Annotated in this window: 13 protein-coding genes; 4 read left to right on the forward strand and 9 right to left on the reverse strand. The window is 51.7% G+C overall.

Annotation, left to right across the window (positions count from 1 at the left end):
• Window positions 1-89: 89 nt before the first annotated feature.
• The 3 genes from EOE67_RS09475 to EOE67_RS09485 all read right to left on the reverse strand — a co-directional run bounded on the left by EOE67_RS09475 (window position 90) and on the right by EOE67_RS09485 (window position 3684).
• Window positions 90-2114 carry a DNA topoisomerase III gene (locus tag EOE67_RS09475; RefSeq protein ID WP_127698847.1) on the reverse strand — a complete coding sequence of 675 codons (2025 nt, stop codon included), beginning with the start codon at window positions 2112-2114 and terminating at the stop codon, window positions 90-92.
• A 481-nt stretch (window positions 2115-2595) separates the two neighbouring features.
• Entirely contained in the window at window positions 2596-2859 is a 264-nt protein-coding gene (locus EOE67_RS09480) for a hypothetical protein (RefSeq protein WP_127698848.1), read from the reverse strand.
• Between the two features lie 21 nt (window positions 2860-2880).
• Entirely contained in the window at window positions 2881-3684 is an 804-nt protein-coding gene (locus EOE67_RS09485; RefSeq protein ID WP_240652771.1) for a UDP-2,3-diacylglucosamine diphosphatase, read from the reverse strand.
• 206 nt (window positions 3685-3890) lie between these two features.
• On the opposite strand from EOE67_RS09485, the gene EOE67_RS09490 reads away from it, so the two are divergent.
• Entirely contained in the window at window positions 3891-4424 is a 534-nt protein-coding gene (locus EOE67_RS09490; protein ID WP_127698849.1) for a phosphatase PAP2 family protein, read from the forward strand.
• 26 nt (window positions 4425-4450) lie between these two features.
• Entirely contained in the window at window positions 4451-5512 is a 1062-nt protein-coding gene (locus EOE67_RS09495; RefSeq protein WP_127698850.1) for an MJ1255/VC2487 family glycosyltransferase, read from the forward strand.
• Between the two features lie 79 nt (window positions 5513-5591).
• On the opposite strand, the gene EOE67_RS09500 is transcribed toward EOE67_RS09495, so the two are convergent.
• Both EOE67_RS09500 and EOE67_RS09505 read right to left on the reverse strand, forming a co-directional pair.
• Window positions 5592-8555 (reverse strand): TonB-dependent receptor, encoded by a 2964-nt coding sequence (locus EOE67_RS09500; RefSeq protein WP_127698851.1) that lies wholly within the window; start codon window positions 8553-8555, stop codon window positions 5592-5594.
• A gap of 118 nt (window positions 8556-8673) precedes the next feature.
• Window positions 8674-11322, reverse strand: a complete 2649-nt coding sequence (locus EOE67_RS09505) for a glycoside hydrolase family 16 protein (protein ID WP_127698852.1) — start codon at window positions 11320-11322, stop codon at window positions 8674-8676.
• Between the two features lie 232 nt (window positions 11323-11554).
• On the opposite strand from EOE67_RS09505, the gene EOE67_RS09510 reads away from it, so the two are divergent.
• Window positions 11555-12364 carry a HesA/MoeB/ThiF family protein gene (locus EOE67_RS09510; protein ID WP_164852270.1) on the forward strand — a complete coding sequence of 270 codons (810 nt, stop codon included), beginning with the start codon at window positions 11555-11557 and terminating at the stop codon, window positions 12362-12364.
• A 30-nt stretch (window positions 12365-12394) separates the two neighbouring features.
• On the opposite strand, the gene mog is transcribed toward EOE67_RS09510, so the two are convergent.
• Both mog and EOE67_RS09520 read right to left on the reverse strand, forming a co-directional pair.
• Window positions 12395-12946, reverse strand: coding sequence for a molybdopterin adenylyltransferase (gene mog, locus EOE67_RS09515; protein WP_127698853.1), 552 nt, complete (start codon window positions 12944-12946; stop codon window positions 12395-12397).
• A 17-nt stretch (window positions 12947-12963) separates the two neighbouring features.
• Window positions 12964-14235, reverse strand: coding sequence for an alginate export family protein (locus tag EOE67_RS09520; protein WP_127698854.1), 1272 nt, complete (start codon window positions 14233-14235; stop codon window positions 12964-12966).
• A 530-nt stretch (window positions 14236-14765) separates the two neighbouring features.
• Between EOE67_RS09520 and EOE67_RS09525 the strand changes: the two genes are divergently transcribed.
• Window positions 14766-16766, forward strand: a complete 2001-nt coding sequence (locus tag EOE67_RS09525; protein WP_127698855.1) for a methyl-accepting chemotaxis protein — start codon at window positions 14766-14768, stop codon at window positions 16764-16766.
• 25 nt (window positions 16767-16791) lie between these two features.
• On the opposite strand, the gene EOE67_RS09530 is transcribed toward EOE67_RS09525, so the two are convergent.
• Both EOE67_RS09530 and EOE67_RS09535 read right to left on the reverse strand, forming a co-directional pair.
• Complete coding sequence (locus EOE67_RS09530) at window positions 16792-17856, reverse strand: CmpA/NrtA family ABC transporter substrate-binding protein (protein ID WP_164852271.1); 1065 nt, start codon at window positions 17854-17856, stop codon at window positions 16792-16794.
• Window positions 17853-18464 carry an ANTAR domain-containing response regulator gene (locus EOE67_RS09535; RefSeq protein ID WP_206099540.1) on the reverse strand — a complete coding sequence of 204 codons (612 nt, stop codon included), beginning with the start codon at window positions 18462-18464 and terminating at the stop codon, window positions 17853-17855. The genes EOE67_RS09530 and EOE67_RS09535 overlap by 4 nt, the downstream gene beginning before the upstream one ends.
• Window positions 18465-18657: the final 193 nt, after the last annotated feature.

An 18657-nucleotide genomic window follows, 5' to 3' on the forward strand; every position in this document is an offset into this window, starting at 1 on the left:
GCCCTGATGAGGGAAAACAACCTGCACATGGTAACGATCGCAACATAAAGCCTACACTGCGCTGCACACCGCAGCAGCGCAATAGTGCTTTAGTACTGTGTCTTGTCGATGGCTTTTTTATTGGGACTGGCACTTCGGTATTTCTTCGCCGGAGCACGCTGCTGCGCTTCATGTTTACCACTCGTCGTGCGTTTACGACCAGGCGGTGTTTTGCGAAAAGGCGCATTGTGCTGGGCTAAACCACTGGGCAGACTTTGCTGGGCATTGACAATCAGCTGCTGCAAGTTTGCGGTTAGCGGCTGCATAAACAGCTGATAACTTTGCTGGCGCTGGCTGATTTGATTGAGCATCGCTTCCCACTGCGCCGTCATATCGGGTTTGGTGGCGATATCGGGCAGGGCGGCGATTAAACTATGGCCAGTGGCGGTGGCCAGAATATGTTTGCCGTCCCGGCGCAAAAAGCCGCGTTTAAACAGCAGTTCAATAATTCCGGCGCGGGTCGCTTCAGTACCTAGACCGTCGGTATCGCGCAGGATTTTTTTGATTTCTGGATCGTCAACATAACGGCTGATGCCGGTCATTGCCGCCAATAATGTCGCGTCGGTAAAATGTTCTGGCGGCTGGGTGTGTTTTTCCAGCACTTCACCGCGCTGACAAAACAGCTGTTGGCCCAGCGTTAGTGGCGGTAACAATGCCGCTGTATCGTCGTCTTGATCGGCGTTTAGATTGTTTTTTGGCCGCGTACCCAGCCATTGTTTCCAGCCTTTGCTTTGTTCAGTTTTGGCGATGGTGCGAAACAAACCGCCGCTGATCCGCACTTCCAACAGCGTTTCGGCATAGCAATAAGGTGGATAAAACTGCAACAGATATTGCCTGGCAATCAACTGGTAAATCTGTTGTTCGCCAAGGCTGAGTCGATTGGCGGCCAACGCTTTTTCGGTGGGAATAATCGCATGGTGTGCCTGCACCTGACTGTCGTCCCAAGCTTTGCTTTTTCGGCTTAAATCGGCGCCAGCCACCATGGCTGCTAGTTCTTCATTGTGCATCGCGACCGCTTTGCTCACTGTCGGTACCGCCTGTAATTGCTCTTTTGGTAAATGGCGGCTGTCGGAGCGTGGATAGGTGATCAGCTGATGCCGCTCATACAGTTGCTGCGCAATATCAAGCACTTGCTGCGCCGACATGCCATACCTTTTGGCGGCATCAATCTGCAAACTTGATAGGTTGTAGGGCAAAGGCGCAAATTGTTGTTTGTTTTTTTGCTCCAGTTTCACCACTTCAGCACTCTGCCCGGTGATGGTATGGGCAACTTTGGTGGCAAGTGCCTGGTTCAGCACCCGGCCTTCTTCATCCTGATAAGGCTCACAAGCGGCACTTGGTTGCCATTTGGCGCTAAAACTGCTGGCGGGATCGGCGCTTTCGCTTAGCAATAAATGCGCGAGCACCTGATAAAACGGCTTGCTGACAAAGTTCTGAATGGTTAAATCACGCCGCGCTACCAACCCCAATAAAGGTGTTTGCACCCGACCGACCGACAACACACCCTGGTAACCGGCTTTTTGGCCTTGCAGTGTATAAGCGCGGGTCATATTCAGCCCATAAAGCCAATCGGCGCGGCTGCGGGCCAGCGCTGAGGTGGACAAGGGTACAAAGTCCTGATTGGATTTGAGCTGCGACAAAGCACGACTGACGGCAGATGGGTTTAAGTCACTGATCAATAGACGTTGTGTTGCCGCGAGTTTCGCGCCTTTCACGCCACACCAATGGATCACTTCGTCGACCAATAATTGGCCTTCGCGGTCTGGATCGCCGGCATGCACCAGCTGATCGGCTTGTTGAATCAGTTTTTTCAAAATGCCCAGCTGCGCCTTGCTGCTGGCGCGCGCCTGTAGTTTCCAGGTCGCCGGAACTATAGGTAAATGCTGCAACTGCCAGCGTTTAAAGGCTGGGTCATAACTTTCTGGTTCCGCCTGTTCCAATAAATGCCCAATACACCAACTGACCACATCGCCATTGGCCAGGTAAATACAACCATCCCCTTTGCGCTGTGGTTGCGGTAGCACTGCAGCAATGGCGCGGCCTAAACTGGGTTTTTCGGCGATATAGAGGATCATGGGTTATCGATCATAGTTTATAGGGCTTAGGTTATGAATACTGGATAAATAGACAGGCAATTAAAAGGCAGCTGGGGGAAAAAGTAAAGCTTTTTGGTGGGGGATGATGGGCATCAAATGGCGATTGCGTTCCAGAAAAATGGGCGTACTACCGCTGTTGCTGTGAGCTACACCATCCGGCGTACTACCGCTGTCGCTGTGAGCTACACCATCCGGCGTACTACCGCTGTCGCGGTGAGTACGCCCTACGCAAGCATCTGATTTATATGAAAAGTAGGGCGGACTCACCGAAGGTAGTCCGCCGCAGGTTATTAATATTCAATATAACATTGTCGTCTCGTGCGACACGCGGTGCAGGTGAACGGTTACATCCGCAAGCATCTGATTTATATGAAAAGTAGGGCGGACTCACCGAAGGTAGTCCGCCGCAGAACTACAAAGTTTTATTTTACCGTGCGTATATTGACGCGGTGAGTGACACCTACCGCGTACTGCCGCTGACGCGGTGAGTGACACCATACGGCGTACTACCGCTGACGCTGTGAGTGACACCATGCGGCGTACAGCCGCTGACGCTGTGAGTGACACCATGCGGCGTACAGCCGCTGACGCTGTGAGTGACACCATGCGGCGTACAGCCGCTGACGCGGTGAGTGACACCATGCGGCGTACAGCCGCTGACGCTGTGAGTGACACCATGCGGCGTACTACCGCTGACGCGGTGAGTACGCCCTACCAAGGGCATGATTTCAAAGTAAAAAACTATTCACGCCGCCTTTGGCTGCTCAGGCACGCTCTGCAAGCTTAAACTGGCGATTTGTGCAGCTTGTTCGGTCCATTGATACAGCGCTAAAGTGCCGTCCATTTGCTCAGTTAATGCAGTGCAGTTGTCTATCCAATCGCCGTCGTTGCAGTAGATGATGCCGTCTTGTAGCCGGATCTCCGGGTGGTGAATATGGCCACAGACCACGCCATCAAAACCGGCGCGTTTGGCTTTGGCGACGACTGCATCGCGATAACGGCCGATGGCTTGTTGTGCGCCTGGGACTTTGCTTTTGATGTAACCGGCAAGGCTGAAATAATGGCCACCGGTGATACGGCGGGCGCGGTTGTACCAGCGGTTGAGGAAGAGTAAAAAGTCGTACAACGTATCGCCAAGCCAGGCGTGCATCGCGCCGAAATTGACGTCTTTATCAAATTCGTCGCCATGCACCAGCAGCAGTTTTTTACCGAGTAAAGTGGTGTGGCTGGCGCGTAGTTGTACCTGAATATGCCCGAAATTTTTTCCGGCATAATGGCGAAAAGCTTCGTCATGGTTGCCTGGCACATAAATCACTTCGACGCCTTGTTCAGCTTTTTCCAGCAGCAGTTTTAACAGCTGATTGGCGGGCTCGCCCCAATGCACTTGCTTTTTCATCGCCCAGAAATCGACGATATCACCCAGCAGATAAATTTTCGGGCTCTGACATTGCTGCAAAAAGCTCAGCAGATAACCGGCCTGACAATCTTTGGATCCCAGATGCACATCTGAAATAAACACCGCGCGAAAGTTTTGCATATTTTTCTGCATAAACAGGCATCCTGACTTGGGTGAGTTAGCCAAGTGTTGCGCTGTTGCGTGACCAATGGATGACTGACGTTTGAAGTTTTGATGACGTCGCTGCCCCGTCTTTTCGCAAGACATTCAATTTCACGCCTTTGTCATATTGGTGCCTTATGGTTTGAGCAGCAACGGCAGCCAAGCCGGCGTATAAAGCCAACGATGAAGGGGGACTTATGAACTTCCAACAATTAGCACGTCTGGACTTAGCATTTTCACTGTTGTGTTTACAGCACAAATTTAACCAGCCGGTGGCGAAAATCAGCCGCTGTATTTCGCGCACCGGCGATGGACATTTGTACGCATTATTGTTGGCGCTGGCTTGGTGGTTTGGTCATGCCGCCAATCCAGACGCGACCGATGCCCAGTTTAGCAAAAGCGGTTTGCTGGCGTTTGCGATTGAATTGCCGTTGTATTGGCTGGCGAAAAACTGTTTTAAAAGACGCCGCCCGCACGAACTGAGCCAGCTGATAACACTCACCTTCACCCCTTCAGATAAATACAGTTTACCGTCCGGCCACACCACGGCCGCATTTATGATGGCGACCTTAATCGGCCAGTTTTATCCACCGTTTTATCTGCTGGCGTTGTGCTGGGCCGGCCTGATTGGGTTGTCGAGAATTTTACTGGGTGTGCATTTTATCACCGATGTGCTGCTTGGTGCGGTGCTGGGCATTGCCTGTGCCAAAGTGGCGATGTCATTGATTTAAAAAGTTGGCATGACAGGAGTCGCAATTTGAAAATTTTGTATGGGGTACAAGGCACCGGTAACGGTCATATTGCCCGCTCCAGAGCGATGGCGCTGGCTTTTGCTAAAGTAGGGGCCAAGGTCGATTTTTTGTTTTCCGGTCGCGAACCAGAAAGTTATTTTTCAATGGAGGCTTTTGGTGATTACCAAACACGGCGTGGCCTGACCTTTATCAGTCATCATGGCAAAATTGACCCATTCCAAACCGCATGGCAAGCACGGCCACTGCAGTTTTTGCGGGAAATTCGCGAGCTCGATCTAACCGGTTACGATCTGGTGATCAATGACTTTGAACCGGTGTCAGCCTGGGCGGCGCGCCAGCAACAAGTGCCTTGTATTGGGATTAGCCACCAGAATAGTTTTCGATACCCGATCCCGGCAGCAGAACGCGGAGTCCTGGACCGGTTACTGGTACGCCACTTTGCGCCTTGTGATCAGCATATAGGTCTGCATTGGCATCACTTTGACCAACCGTTATTGCCGCCGGTGGTGCATCTACAACCACAACTTTCTGACCCCGCCACACCTCAGCAAGTGCTGGTTTATCTGCCGTTTGAAGATTTACCGCAAATTACCGCGCTGTTGCAACAGTTAGCGCCGCAGCAGTTTGTCTGTTATCACCCAGTGCTACGCGAGTCTGCCCAGCTTGGGAATATTCAGTTAAAACCGCTTTGCCATCAATCTTTTATGCAGGATTTACATCATTGCAACGCCGTGATCAGCAATGCCGGTTTTGAGTTACCTTCAGAAGCTTTAACCTTGGGCAAAAAGTTACTGGTAAAACCTTTGGCCGGGCAATTTGAGCAACAAAGTAATGCCAATACGCTGGTGAGACTGGGTTTAGCTACCCGGTTACACAAGCTGGAACTTGCTGAAATTCGGCCTTGGCTGATGGCTTCTCCGGCGCAACCGGTGGTGTTTCCATGTGTCGCTACGGCATTGGTGGATTGGGTGATGGCGGGGAGGTGGCAACACCAGGGCAGTCTTGCAGATTTGTCCAAGACTTTGTGGTCGCAGGTGGCCTATCCGCCTTACGCGACTATTGGCTGAAAAAGCCGCGGGTTAACAGCGGCATAAAAAAAGCTGAAGCAGCGGGAATCCTGCTTCAGCTCCAAGCATTGCTGCTTAACTACTGAAAGCTATACCGCATGCCAATGGTATAACGCGGGCCATATTGGCGGGCAAATAGGAACTGTTCTTCGTAACGACCATAACCCTGTTCGGTTTCGTTGTTCAGGTTGACCCCTTCAATAAACACCGTCAGCTGCTCGTTCCAGGCATAGTTGACACTGACATCCCACTGGCCATAAGTTTTGGCGAACTGGGGCGGCGCGTCCGATGAGCCTTGTGACTGACCGACACCCAGCAGGTATGAATCGCGCCAGGCGTAAGCGATTTTCGCCGACCAGCCATCACGCTCATAAAAAGCCTGGAAGTTTGCGGAATCACTTAAACCAGTTAACGGCGCTTGTTGCAGCAAACTTTCGGTATCAAATTCAACGTCACCTTGCACCATCGTAGCGTTGACACCTAAACCAAAACCGCTATCGCCAAACAAGTGTTGCACCGCAAATTCAAAACCATCCACGGTTTTGCTGTCGGTGTTTTGTGGCTGGCTGATATTCCACACCATCAACGGATCTTGCGACGTTGGCTCAATTTTGCCATCGGCGTTGCCGTTACCATTGGCCAGCATTTGCGCAAAAATTGCGGTGCTGGTGGCTTGTTCACCACGGGCGGTAATATCTGCCACTGCTTTTAAGTAACGTGGGCCATTCAGAATGTCATGCAGACCTTCGATGGTGGTTTCAGTGATGGTGGTTTGAATAAAATTATCCACATCCTTTTTGAAATAACCCAAAGCAGCATAACTGCCTTCGGCGTAGTAATATTCGAAGGTCAAATCGAGGTTGGTCGATTCAAATGGCAGCAGATCGGTGTTGCCCTGACTGCCAGTGCGCGAACCCGGTTTTGGGCTACCGCTTAAACCACGGCCACCGGCCAGTAAGCCAAGCGGGGCGCGGGTGATGGTTTTACCCCAGGAAAAGCGGCTGACCAGATCGTCCGTCAGCTCTACTTTGAAGTCCAGCATTGGCAACAACACATCGTTTTTGCCGGTTTGTTCAAGGAAAGTGTCAGCGCCTGGCAGGTATTGGGTGATCCACTCCGATGGACTTTCCCAATTGACCTGCGTCTCGACTTTTTGCCGCACCCGGCTTGGCACGTCAGTTTCTTCGTAGCGGATACCAGCGTTCAGCTGTGCCGGAAAACGACCAACCTGAAATTCCCATTGTGATTGCGCGTAGACGCTGTTGGTTTTTTCACGCACCGAGGCACTGCTGTCAATGCCGTCAATATACGCATCCGGCACATAAACATCGGCACCCATTACGCTAGCGGTTAAGTAGGCCATCTGCCGCGCGACCGCTTCATCAAAGTCGTAGGTGTAGTAATAATGCGGACGCAGCGCGCTGCCGCCACCGTTAAACTCAGTCAGGAAGTCTGACGTGCTGTGACGCGTAAACATGCTGTCCGGGAAAATAAAGGTAAAGCTTGGATTAAAACCAGGACCACCGCGTAAGCCGCTCCAGCCGGAATATCCGCCCATGGTTTGATCGGTCATCGCCAGACCAAATTTAATATTCACCAGTGGAATTTTAAACACTGAATTGTTCCAGCTGCCATCGAGTTGCAGCTGTTCAATTTCCGACTCGCCCGGCGAGTGGGTGAACTGGCTGAAGTTCGAGTCAATTTCAGCGGGAGTCAGTTCATCGGTGCCGTTGGCCCACAGCACCATCGCATGTGGAATGTCGCCGGTGCGGAAGTCGTAGATTTTGGTGAGCAGTTTGTCAGAGCCTAAAATGACCTGGCCTGAGTTACGGCTGCCTTTGTCGGCGCCATTGTCGATGTCGTTGGTCGAATTGTGATAATCCAGCCCAAAACTCCAGTCGTCATTCAGTTGCCAGTCCAGATTTAAACCAATCGACTCGGCATCAACCTGGGTGGTGCCTTTGTTGGCGGTAAAGGAACCGTCGTTACCGCTGATATCGGCGTATAACGCGGTGCCGCGTTCATCCAGTTCATAAGCATTGATATTGCCGCCGAACTCATTCCAAATACCCCAGCCGATACTTTCACCGCCGGTAATAGCGCGCGAAGCGGTGTAATCGGCGGTGATGGTGAGGCTGTCTATCGGCCGATATTGCAGCGTCAACTGACCGTTGCTACGTTCACGCTCCAGGTTTTCGATGCTGTAATTCATGTCTTTTGGGAAATAATAGTTGCCGGTCTTTTTGCCTTGCGCATCAGTTGGCCGGGCATCAACCACTTTATCCGCCGCGAGCACCGGCAGGGCGACATTGGCTTGCCAGCCCTGAATATTGGCCGATTGTTTCTGGAAATCACGTTCCTGATGTGACAACGAAAGTGCCACACCTAGTTTGTCGTCGACAAAGGTATTGCTGTAGACAGCCGCCAGTTCCGGCGTTACGTCATCGCCGGTTTCGTTGGAGCTATCGGCTATAGCTTTAGCGCTGACCGAATAACGTTCACCCGGTTGGTTCAGCGGCTTGGTAGTGACGATATTCACCGTGGCACCAAGGCCACCACTTGGGTTTTCGGCGCGGGCGGTTTTAAAAACTTCCAAGGCGCTGACGCCTTCTGACGATAAGTTTTCCAGATTGTAAGAGCGGCTAAAACCAGTGCCTGGCATTTGCCGGCCGTTTAAGGTCACTAAGTTAAAGTCTGGCCCAAAACCACGCACGGTAATTTGGCTACCTTCGCCGTTCGAGCGGCTAACCGATACCCCGGTGATCCGCTGCAATGATTCGGCCAAATTAGTGTCCGGAAATTTACCCATTTCTTCAGCAGAAATGGCATCGACCACACCACTGGCTTGACGTTTTAAATCCATTGAACGGATTAAACTACCGCGAATACCTTTGATTTCGATGACTTCGATTTTTTCTGCAGCATTGTTTTCGGTCTGCGTCGCTTCGGTTTGTTGGGCAAAAGCGGCCGGGATTATCCCCGCGGCTAAAATCATTGAGATACTGACCGCCAGGCGGTTTTTCGAGCTGTTCATTTTTTTCATGTCGAACCTGTCTATGCAATTTTGTTGTCGTTATCCGGGAACTCAACTGGCCTTGTTGCTGACCGTTTCTTTGAGTTCCCGCTGCTGTTGGACGAAACAAGCGGGCGCTATTACCGGTTTATGGGTTGGCAATCACCACGTTATCCAGCCGGTACACCGCGCCATTACCAGAACCCCAGGCCGGGAAGACCATCAACACATCAATGGCGCTGATATCGAGGCCGGCGTCAAACAAGGTTTTTAACGGGAAAGTGTAAGTCTGCCATTGGCCGGTGGTTGGCGATTTGCCTTCAAGGCTGGCGGATAGATCAAGTTCTACCGCAGAGCTGGCATTATCAGATTCAATTTTGAATTTCCAGGCGGCACCGGCAGTTGAGGGCGCTGAAACAACTTTCATTTCAAAACGCACCACACCGTTTTGCAGCAGCGCACTGGCGTCAAACGACACATCCGCAGCGGCCTGAATACCCATCACCGTTGGCGCAGCACCAATGATGTATTGGGCGGTGGCGCCATGCGCTGTGTCATCTTGCTCAAGGGTTGGTGTACTGCCACCACAACAATCCCAGATGGACCAGTCATCAGCGGCTTTATCGGCAAACAACAGCAGGCCATCGACTACCGGAATATCGCTGGACGGGTGGTAGATGCGAGCGTTATCAACCCGATATACCGCGCCATTGCCGCTGCCCCAGGCCGGGAAAATCATCACCACGTCAATGGCGCTGACATCCAAACCCGCTGCGGCTAAATCAGCCAGTTTATAGGTGTAGGTTTGCCATTTGCCGGTTTCCGGCGCCTTGGCTTCTAAGCTCGCGGTGAAATCAAGCTCGACCGCGCTGGAACCACCATCAGCTTCAACTTTAAATTTCCAGGCCGCGTTTGGTGTACTTGGCGCGCTCACCAATTTCATTTGGAATTGCACCACACCGCCGTCCAGAATGGCGGTTGCGTCAAATGGTTTATCGCTGCCACCGTTGGCGGCGCGGGTGATAAAACCCATCACAGTTGGGGTGGCACCAATGCTGAATTCGGCGACAGCACCATGTTCGGCGTCATCAACTTGTTCGGTTGGGGTCGAACCGCCACAACAGTCCCACATTGGCCAGTCGAGGTTTTTACCGTCTTTAAACAACACCAGCTGTGGCTTGGCGACTGGCGCCTGACCAATTTTCAGGTTATCAATCCGATAGACCGCACCTTCACCGCTGCCCCAGGCTGGGAAAATCATCACCACGTCAATGGCGGCTAAATCTAGACCAGCGGCTGCCAGCGTGCTTAATGGAAAGGAATAACTCTGCCATTTACCGACTGCAGGAGCGGGGCCACCAACGGTTAAATCAAGCTCGGCGGCGGTTGAGCCTTCAGAGCTTTCCACTTTAAATTTCCAGGCTGCTGCTGCGTTATTTGGCGCAGAAATCAGCTGCATATCAAAAGTTACGTTGCCGGTTGCTGCCATTGGCGAAGCGTCAAACGGGGTTGCTACGCCTGCCGGATCTTTAATAAAGGCAGTACGGGTGACAAAACCATTCACCGTTGGCGCAGCGCCGACCAGAAATTCGTAGACGTTACCGCGCGCCGCATCGGCGACTAATGCCGGGTTGGAACCGCCGCAGCAATCCCAGGCTGGCCAGTTTGGGTTTGGTGTACCATCAAAAATGGTCAGGTTTTGTGGAATACCAGTGGATGGAGGCGCTGGAATTGGCGCTTTACCTTCAACCAGGCCGTCAGTCAGTTTGTCATAACCAGGACGAACCGTTTCACAACCTTTACCGGTGGTAGGATTGACTTTACATTCATAAACACGAACATAATCAACAATTAAGCTTTGGCCTTTGGCAAAAGCTGCGGCGTCGATGCCACCTTTATTGACGTTTTCCGGCCAGTTACCGCCGACAGCGACGTTTAAAATCATAAAGAATTTTTGATCAAAAGGCGCTTTATCCCAGTGCAGTTCTTTTTCGCCGGTGCCCTGGTTAAAATATTCGGTGTACCAGCCACGGTGTTTCAGGCCAACAGCCTGATTTTTGGCGTTATAACGCACTTCAGACTGACGCTGGGTTGCAAACAAATAACCATCCACATACCAGCGAATTTCACCTTCCTGCCATTCAATGGCGTAAGTGTGAAAATCATCGGCCGGGTTTTTGCCTTCAGGCAAGGCGTAGCCTTTGCCGCTGCTGAGGTTATTCGGCCACTCGCGACCGTAGTGCAGGGTGCCGTGGACATTGGCTTCGAGGACGCCGGTCGCGTTTGGAACTTTTAAATTAACCGCTTCCATGATGTCAATTTCACCGGATTTGGGCCAACTGCCATAAAACGAGTCAGTGGGCATCATCCAGAATGCCGGCCAGCTGCCTTGACCTGAAGGGAGTTTGGCCTTCATTTCAAAACGGCCGTATTTAAAATCAGCTTTTTTCTGGGTGGTTAAACGAGATGAGGTGTATGGTTTGTCGGCACCGGCCGCAGCTGGTAACGCCACAATATTCAGCATGCCGCCGCTGATAAAAGCGTTTTTCTTATCGCTGGTATAACACTGCTTTTCGTTGTTACCACCACCGGTACAGTTAACTTCGAAGTTCCATTTACGGCTGTCGATTTCAGCAGCATCGAATTCATCATTCCAAACCATCACCCAGTCGGATACCGGTTTGCTGACATCCACTTTGGTAAAGTCGGAATGGGTTTCAGAACCACCGCCGCAGCCTTGTAAGCTCACGGTGGCGATGCCTGCACAAAGCATGGCGTTTCGCATCGTTGTTTTCATTGTTGCTACCCTGTCGTTGAGTTTTTTATAATATGTTGCGCTTGCTCATGTAAGCGGTTTCAGAAAGCGCTTTCATAAAGTATTGCGTCATCGCAGAAAGGTCAATTAGTAAGCGGTATTTTTTTTCATCACGTGCTAAATTAGCGGCGCAACATGTTGCCGGAATTAGGCTGTTTTACGCAGTCCTTGCGGCTTTAATATGTATTTATCGTTTTAAAATTCAGGTGGTTATATGAAGTTGTCTGATGTGCAGCCCATGGAGTTGACGTTACAGCAAGCCCTGCGTTACAGCCGGCAAATCATGCTGCCGTCGTTTGAGCTGCAAGGACAGGAAAAGTTGAGCGCCGCAAAAGTACTGGTGATTGGGGTTGGTGGCCTTGGCTGTGCCGCGTTGCCGTACCTGGCAAGTTCCGGCGTTGGCACCCTGACGTTGGTGGATGGTGACTCAATTGACCGCAGTAACTTACAACGCCAGATTTTGTTTCGGGAAACGGATGTTGGCCAGCGAAAAGCAACGGTGGCTGCGGCTGCACTACGTCAGTTAAATTCAGAGATTAATATTGTCGCCATCAGCGAATTTGCCGATGAACTGTTGTTGCAGCAGTGGGTGGCACAACATGATCTGGTGCTCGATTGCAGCGATAACCTGGCGACAAGGCTGCTGATCAATCGTCAATGCTACCGGCTGCAGGTGCCTTTGGTTTCGGCTGCTGCCATTAGGATGGAAGGGCAGATCAGCAGTTTTTTAATGGACGGAAAATCTGCGTGTTATCAATGTTTGGTTGGCGTTTTTGGCGAACCACAACTCAGCTGCCTGGAAGCTGGCATTTTGTCGCCGGTGGTTGGCGTGGTTGGTGCGATGCAAGCGTTGGAAGCGATTAAAATTTTGACGGGTTGCGGCACGGCATTAGCTGGCAAATTGTTGCTGCTCGATGGGCTGCACAGCGAATGGCAAACTTTTTCGCTATCACGGCAGCCCGATTGTGCTTGTTGCAGTGCAAGTGCAAGTGCAAGTGCAAGTGCAAGCAGCAGCGCTAGCTGAGCTAAACACTCAGGTCCAGCTCAGTTTCGCTTAGCTTGGCTTGGGCCGGAATACGCTGATCACCGCCGGATTGGTTTCTAAAAATGGACCGTCCATCAAATCGATACAATAAGGCACCGCCGGAAACACCGCATCCAAACATTGGCGGATGGCCGAAGGTTTGCCCGGCAGGTTGATGATTAAGCAACTGCCACGTAAACCGGCGGTTTGCCGCGATATAATGGCCGTTGGCACAAATTTTAGCGATTGTTGACGCATCAATTCGCCAAAGCCGGGCATCATCCGATCGCACACTGCTTCGGTCGCTTCCGGCGTGACATCCCGTTTGGCTGGGCCAGTGCCGCCGGTGGTGACAATCAGGCAGCAACCCATGTCATCGGCAAGTTCACGCAAGGTTTGTTCAATCAGCGCTTGTTCGTCCGGGATCAAGCGGTATTCGGCTTGCCAGGGGCTGCTCAAATACTGGTTTAGTGTATCGATAATCGCCTGGCCGGAGATGTCCTGATAAACCCCTGCCGATGCCCGATCGCTTATCGTGACAATACCAATACGCGCCAGCGCTGCGGAATTTTGTGCTGCCATCGGTTCCTCCTGTTGCCTTACAGACTGTAACTTGCCATCAACCAGACTTTTCGGGTATCTGCGCCAAAGCTATCTGCCTGATACTGCGCCAGTTTCAGCAGTAAATTCAGCTGCGGCTGAATATCGTAAGCTGCGGTTAGATTAATTTCAGAGCCGAGTTTGAATGAGCTGCTATCACTATCGTAGCGATGAAAGCTGGTCGCGAGTTTGACGCCTTGCAGTGGGAACATCAGCTCCAGTGCATGATCGCGCACACCGCTATTTGGCGTGGTTAGAAATAAATCGGCGAACCCCTGGAAGGCGTGCAAAGTGGCAAAAGGCGTTTGAAAAGCGCTGTTACCATCACCGGCCAGTCGTTCTTGCGCTAGTTTCAGGGTGAAGTGTTGCCAGCTATAACTCAAATCCAGCCGGTGATAATGATGTTGGTACTGCATTGGTGCCTGATGCGCATCTTGTTGTCTTGCCAGCGCAATTTGCCATTTTAGTGGTTGGAAGACTGCCAATTGACCACTGTAATCCAGCCCCTGCGTCACACTGTCACGGGCAGATAAGGTATCAAAATCCAAATCATATCTAAAGATTGCCGTGGTGTTGGCCGGGTTTAGTTGCCACTGCACAGTGGCGAGCTGAAACCGGCCATGTAAATCGGCGGCAGCACTTGCGTTACAACAAGCATCAGGACCAAAGATCCGGTTGGCATTGTGCAAGCTAGCCAGATCTGCACTAAAACTGCCACCATCGGCGGTGGTAAAGAGCTTTTGTTGCAGCCGCACCCCATCAAAGGTTTGTTCATTCTGACGCCAGCCGACACTGCCGATAAAACGCTGATTCTGCAAATTCACCCGCTGCCGGCCGATGGTCAGCTGGCTGCTGGCAAAGGGACTGATCAGTAGAGCGGCCTGATTCAGATCGGTGGCGGTTGGATCAGGCACCACGGCGTAACTACTGTTGCCATTGACGGTGCTGTTGTAGGTTTCACCGCCCAGGCTACTGACGTTATCAAGCTCCAATAATGCTTTGGTATTTAACCAGCTGCCGGTGGTTAAGGTGAGGCGGCTGCGCAAAGTCGACGCCAGCGCATTTTTTAGCGGTGTACCATTGACGACTGGATCTTGATCAACCGTTTCCAGCCGGTAGCGGAAGTTTGCCTGTAGCGTACTTTTCGCCAGTGCCTGGCTGATTGTCGCCTGATCACCAGCCGTTTGCGTGGTGGTCACTGGTTTATCCGCGGCCAGCGTAAGGCCACAGTATGGCAGGGTCGTCAGCAATAAAAGAGAGCAAGATTTCATCAATAATTCCTTTCCTGATTGTGGCTGATATTTATATAAAAATAAGTAAATTCAATTGGTTGAGTTTAATTCGCTCAAATCCACCACTAAAATCCGGGCCATAAAAAAACGCCGGTTGCAGCAGCTTGTTGTCGCTGATGCAATCCCGGCGTCTTTGCCTGTTCGGATGAAAGTTGAGGGTAAAAAAATGGGTGACCGTTATTGCTGTGATTTGCAGTAGTTATGCCAATTATTAAAGCTGAGTATTTTCAGATAGTTAAAAAGTTTTCGTTGCGTAACAGTGGCCACAATTGAACCAGAACAGGGCAGTGCTGCTGAATTGTTGTGCAAATGACTTGCATTCGTTCGCGGGCTTAAGCCGCAGCTATCACCAAAACTGGTTTTACTTTTTGTTGGGGCTGTCCTAGGTTGTATTGCTAGGTTGTAATTCTAGATTGTAAAAAATGCTGCACTGCCCGATCTCGGTCACGAGCCGCTGGCAACAATTTCGGCGTAGCAAGCCGGCACTCAGTTTTCAAAAGGAATGTAAGATGCAAACGATGATCCGTAACTGGCCGATGCAGCGCAAGCTTTTGATATTACTTACATTGCCGTTAGTGTTTTTGTGCTGGTTTGTCGGTCAGCTGGTGTGGGCGCAATACACTGAACTGAAAATGGCCGCTGCGGTAGAGCAAAATGTCCAACAGAGTCTGGTACTGGCGGCGCTAGTCAATCGTTTGCAGGTTGAGCGTGGCAGCAGTGGCGTATTTTTGAGTAGCCAAGGCCAACGTTTTGCCGACAAAGTGCCAGCATCACGTCGTGACACAGATCAACATCTGCAACAGTTTAACGCGCAACAACTGCCTCAGCTGGCAGCCATGCAGCAACAGCTCACTGATTTAACCGCATTGCGCCGCGATATCGATAACTTCAGCATTAAAAGCACGGATTCTGCAGCGCGGTACACCGCTTTAATCACGGGCTTATTACAGGTCAGCCATCAGACAGAACAACAAGTGGCGCATCGTGAGATGGCGCGCCAGCTGGGGGTGATTAATCAGCTGATGGAAATGATCGAACGTGCTGGCCGCGAGCGTGCATTGCTGGGGTTGGTGTTTACCCAGCAGCAAGCCGATGCCGAATTATTTGCCAAAGTCAGTGCCAATCTTGGTGCATTTAATGCTTTTGCCGACAATGTGTTGCGCCAAAGTGCTAACGACATGAGTGATACAGCTTCCGACCAAATAGTCGCCGCAGAGCGGCACGCGATGATTAAAGATGTGTTAGCAACGTCAGCATCCAGTGAATTTAAACAGATGCAGCAACTGCTGTTTCAACATGGCGTCAATGTTAAATTCAGCGCCGACAGCGCCCAGTGGTTTGATTTCGCCACGGCCCGGATCGCCCCTTTAGTGCAGTTACAAAATCAACTGTTGCAGCAGACGCAGCAAGATGCCAGCGCTCTGTATCAAGCAGATCTGCAGGCGATGATCTGGGAACTGCTGGCAAATTTTCTGCTGTTGATGGTGGTGTTCTGGATGGCTTGGATGGTGATCCGTAATATTCAGCAGGCAATGGCCCGCATCGAACAAGCGATGGGGCGCCTGGCCGCACGAGATTTAACCTCCAGAGTGCAGTACCAAAGCCGTGATGAATTTGGCTTAATTGCAACCGGTATTAATGCGGTGGCTGACGAATTACAGCAGGTGTTACAACAGATTGATTCGGCAGTACATGAGGTGGCAGCAGCGGCCGAACAAGCGTCGGCGGTCACGTTGCAAACCAGCCGCGGGGTGGCGCAGCAACAACAGGATACTGAGCTTGCGGCCACTGCCATGCATGAAATGAGTGCGACGGTACGCGATGTGGCCAGCAGCACCGCCGAAGCGGCCAGCGAAACCAGTTCAGTGCAGCGGCATGCGGAAAAAGGCTTAAAAGAACTACAGCAAACCATTGTCTTGATAGGCAAATTATCGACCCAGGTGCAGGATACCAACAGCAAAATTTTGCAGGTCAAAACCCATAGTCAGGCGATTAATTCGGTGCTGGAAGTGATCCGCGGTATTGCTGATCAAACCAATTTGCTGGCGCTGAATGCAGCGATTGAAGCAGCAAGAGCCGGCGAACAAGGCCGTGGTTTTGCGGTAGTGGCCGATGAAGTGCGGCATTTGGCGCAGCGAACCCAACAATCCACCATTGATATCCGCAAGATGATAGAAGCGCTGCAACAAAGCACCGAACAAGCGTCGGGCGAGATGCAACAAAGCCTGGTACAGGCCGAACAGGGCGCTACTAATATCAATGCCACCGGCCAGTTATTAGAAGCGGTGCTGGACGGCATTGTCACCATTCACGATAAAACCACCCAGATCGCTTCTGCGGCGGAGGAGCAAACCACGGTCGCAGAAGAAATTAACCAGAATATTATCCGGATCAGCGATGTGTCGGTGCAAACCAGCACCGGTGCTGAGCAAACGGCTTCGACCGCCCGTGAGTTGGCACGGCTCGCCGGTTCATTGCAGGATATGGTGGCCCGGTTTCGGTTGGCATAAAAAGATTTCGGTGGGCGTAAGCAAATCAGGGCAGGTAAACCTGTGCTAACAGCTGATCTGTGACGGGCTGGCTGAGTTGACCCAGTTGCAACATTTGCCGCGCCACCCAACGCGCATCGGCCAGCGATTGGCTTTGTTCAGTGCAAAACTGGATTGGGATCTGCGTGCTAAACAGGCTGGGGCGCTCTGGTGTTAACAAAGTTGCCAACAATGCGGCTGGTAAATCCAGATATTCAGCTTGCGCCAATAGCTGGCTGAGTCCGGGTTGATACTGCTGTTGAACCAGCCAGTGCGCGGCTTGTTGCAACGCACGTATTAATGCGGCGCAGGTATGGGGATGTTGCTGCTTAAATTGGGTGGTGATGCCAAATACTTTTTCGGCCGGGCCATATTGAGGCAAAAGTGCCGGTGCAGGAAGATTTGTCAAAGGTTGCGCCATCGACAACACAATCCGGCCATGGCCAGCAGCTTCTGCAAGGCTATTCCAGGGTTCACCGACACAAAAACCATCAATTACCCCTTGTTGCAGTGCCGCCGTTGCCATCGCTGGTGCGATGCCTATCACCTGAATGGCCGAAGGTGCAATGCCACAATGCTCCAGCCAGGCATGCAGCTGATAGTGATGGCAGGAATAAGGGTAAACGGTGGCGAAGGTTAAAGGCCGTTGGTTGGCTGCAACATAATTGTGCAGTGCTGCCGGTACCTGACTGGTTGGCGTCTGTTGGTCAATGCCTAGTTGTGTTAACAACCGCGTCGACAAGGTGATGGCGTTGCCACCACGACTCAGCACCATCGCGCTGGTCATCGCTACAGCTGGCGCACCTAAACCCAAGGTTGCTGCCAGCGGCATCGGTGCCAGCATTTGCGCACCATCAAGCAGGCCATAAGCCACTTTGTCGCGTAGCGTTGCCCATGACACCTCACGTTGCAGTTGCACCGACAAACCTTCGGCTTCAAACAAGCCTTGTTCCAGCGCGATGATCAGCGGCGCGCTATCAAGCAGCTGAATAAACCCAAGTTTTAGCTGGGGTTTTTCTAACCCGCCCTGTTTTGGTTGAGCAACCTGGCTGTTCTGGCTGGAGAAATTCATTTGTGCTCCCATTTTTTCAGCAACTCGCGGGCGATATCGGCCATGGTGACTTGCCGGTCCATCGCCGCTTTACGCATGGCATTAAACGCCTGTGTTTCATTGCAGCTCTGATGTTTGATCAGCAGCCGTTTTGCCTGATCAATCAGTTGCTGCTCTAACAGTTGTTGTTGGCTCTGCTGCAGTTGTTGGCGCAGTTGCTGGAATTCTTCAAAGCGGGCGATGGCGACTTCGACGATCGGCCGCACCCGGCTGGCAGTCAGACCATCAACAATATAGGCGCTGACACCGGCCTGAATGGCCTGGCGGTAAACATCAGGGTTTTGGTCATCATTGGCAAAAAATACAATAGGTTTAGGGTTATGTTGGCTGACCACTGTCATATGTTCCAGCGTGTCACGGTCCGGCGAGTCCATATCGATAATAATTAAATCGGGTTGAATGCGTTCGACGTGATAACCGAGCGATACCGTGCTCGCCAGCTGACAAATCACCTGATGGCCGCCCTGCTGCAGTGCACGTTCGACCATAGCCGCCCGTTCGGCCTGATTATCGACCAATAGAATGGATAACACGTTTTTAGAGATACCTTTCACCACATCTTTCACCACAGGAGCATTGCTGCATCAGCGAACCGCAGACCTGACTCGTCACAAGGCAGAGCAATTCCTGTTCCAGCCTGTTGGCACTGCTGCAATCTGGTCTGTGAAGCGTTGCGGATATGGCGTTGCGGCCATTTTTTTTGGAGGGGGCGCTAAGCTGTAAGGTAACGAACAGCTGAGTTTTGCGATATTTCGGTGCAAG

This window comes from Rheinheimera riviphila (assembly GCF_004005945.1).
Lineage (GTDB): Bacteria > Pseudomonadota > Gammaproteobacteria > Enterobacterales > Alteromonadaceae > Pararheinheimera > Pararheinheimera riviphila.

Bases quoted from the DNA above. Each gene is read 5' to 3' on its own strand.
- EOE67_RS09505 (WP_127698852.1), bottom strand. From the start codon at position 11,322: ATGAAAACAACGATGCGAAACGCCATGCTTTGTGCAGGCATCGCCACC.
- EOE67_RS09485 (WP_240652771.1), bottom strand. From the start codon at position 3,684: ATGCAGAAAAATATGCAAAACTTTCGCGCGGTGTTTATTTCAGATGTG.
- EOE67_RS09525 (WP_127698855.1), top strand. From the start codon at position 14,766: ATGCAAACGATGATCCGTAACTGGCCGATGCAGCGCAAGCTTTTGATA.
- mog (WP_127698853.1), bottom strand. From the start codon at position 12,946: ATGGCAGCACAAAATTCCGCAGCGCTGGCGCGTATTGGTATTGTCACG.
- EOE67_RS09500 (WP_127698851.1), bottom strand. From the start codon at position 8,555: ATGAAAAAAATGAACAGCTCGAAAAACCGCCTGGCGGTCAGTATCTCA.
- EOE67_RS09530 (WP_164852271.1), bottom strand. From the start codon at position 17,856: ATGAATTTCTCCAGCCAGAACAGCCAGGTTGCTCAACCAAAACAGGGC.
- EOE67_RS09520 (WP_127698854.1), bottom strand. From the start codon at position 14,235: ATGAAATCTTGCTCTCTTTTATTGCTGACGACCCTGCCATACTGTGGC.
- EOE67_RS09510 (WP_164852270.1), top strand. From the start codon at position 11,555: ATGAAGTTGTCTGATGTGCAGCCCATGGAGTTGACGTTACAGCAAGCC.
- EOE67_RS09475 (WP_127698847.1), bottom strand. From the start codon at position 2,114: ATGATCCTCTATATCGCCGAAAAACCCAGTTTAGGCCGCGCCATTGCT.
- EOE67_RS09490 (WP_127698849.1), top strand. From the start codon at position 3,891: ATGAACTTCCAACAATTAGCACGTCTGGACTTAGCATTTTCACTGTTG.
- EOE67_RS09480 (WP_127698848.1), bottom strand. From the start codon at position 2,859: ATGCCCTTGGTAGGGCGTACTCACCGCGTCAGCGGTAGTACGCCGCAT.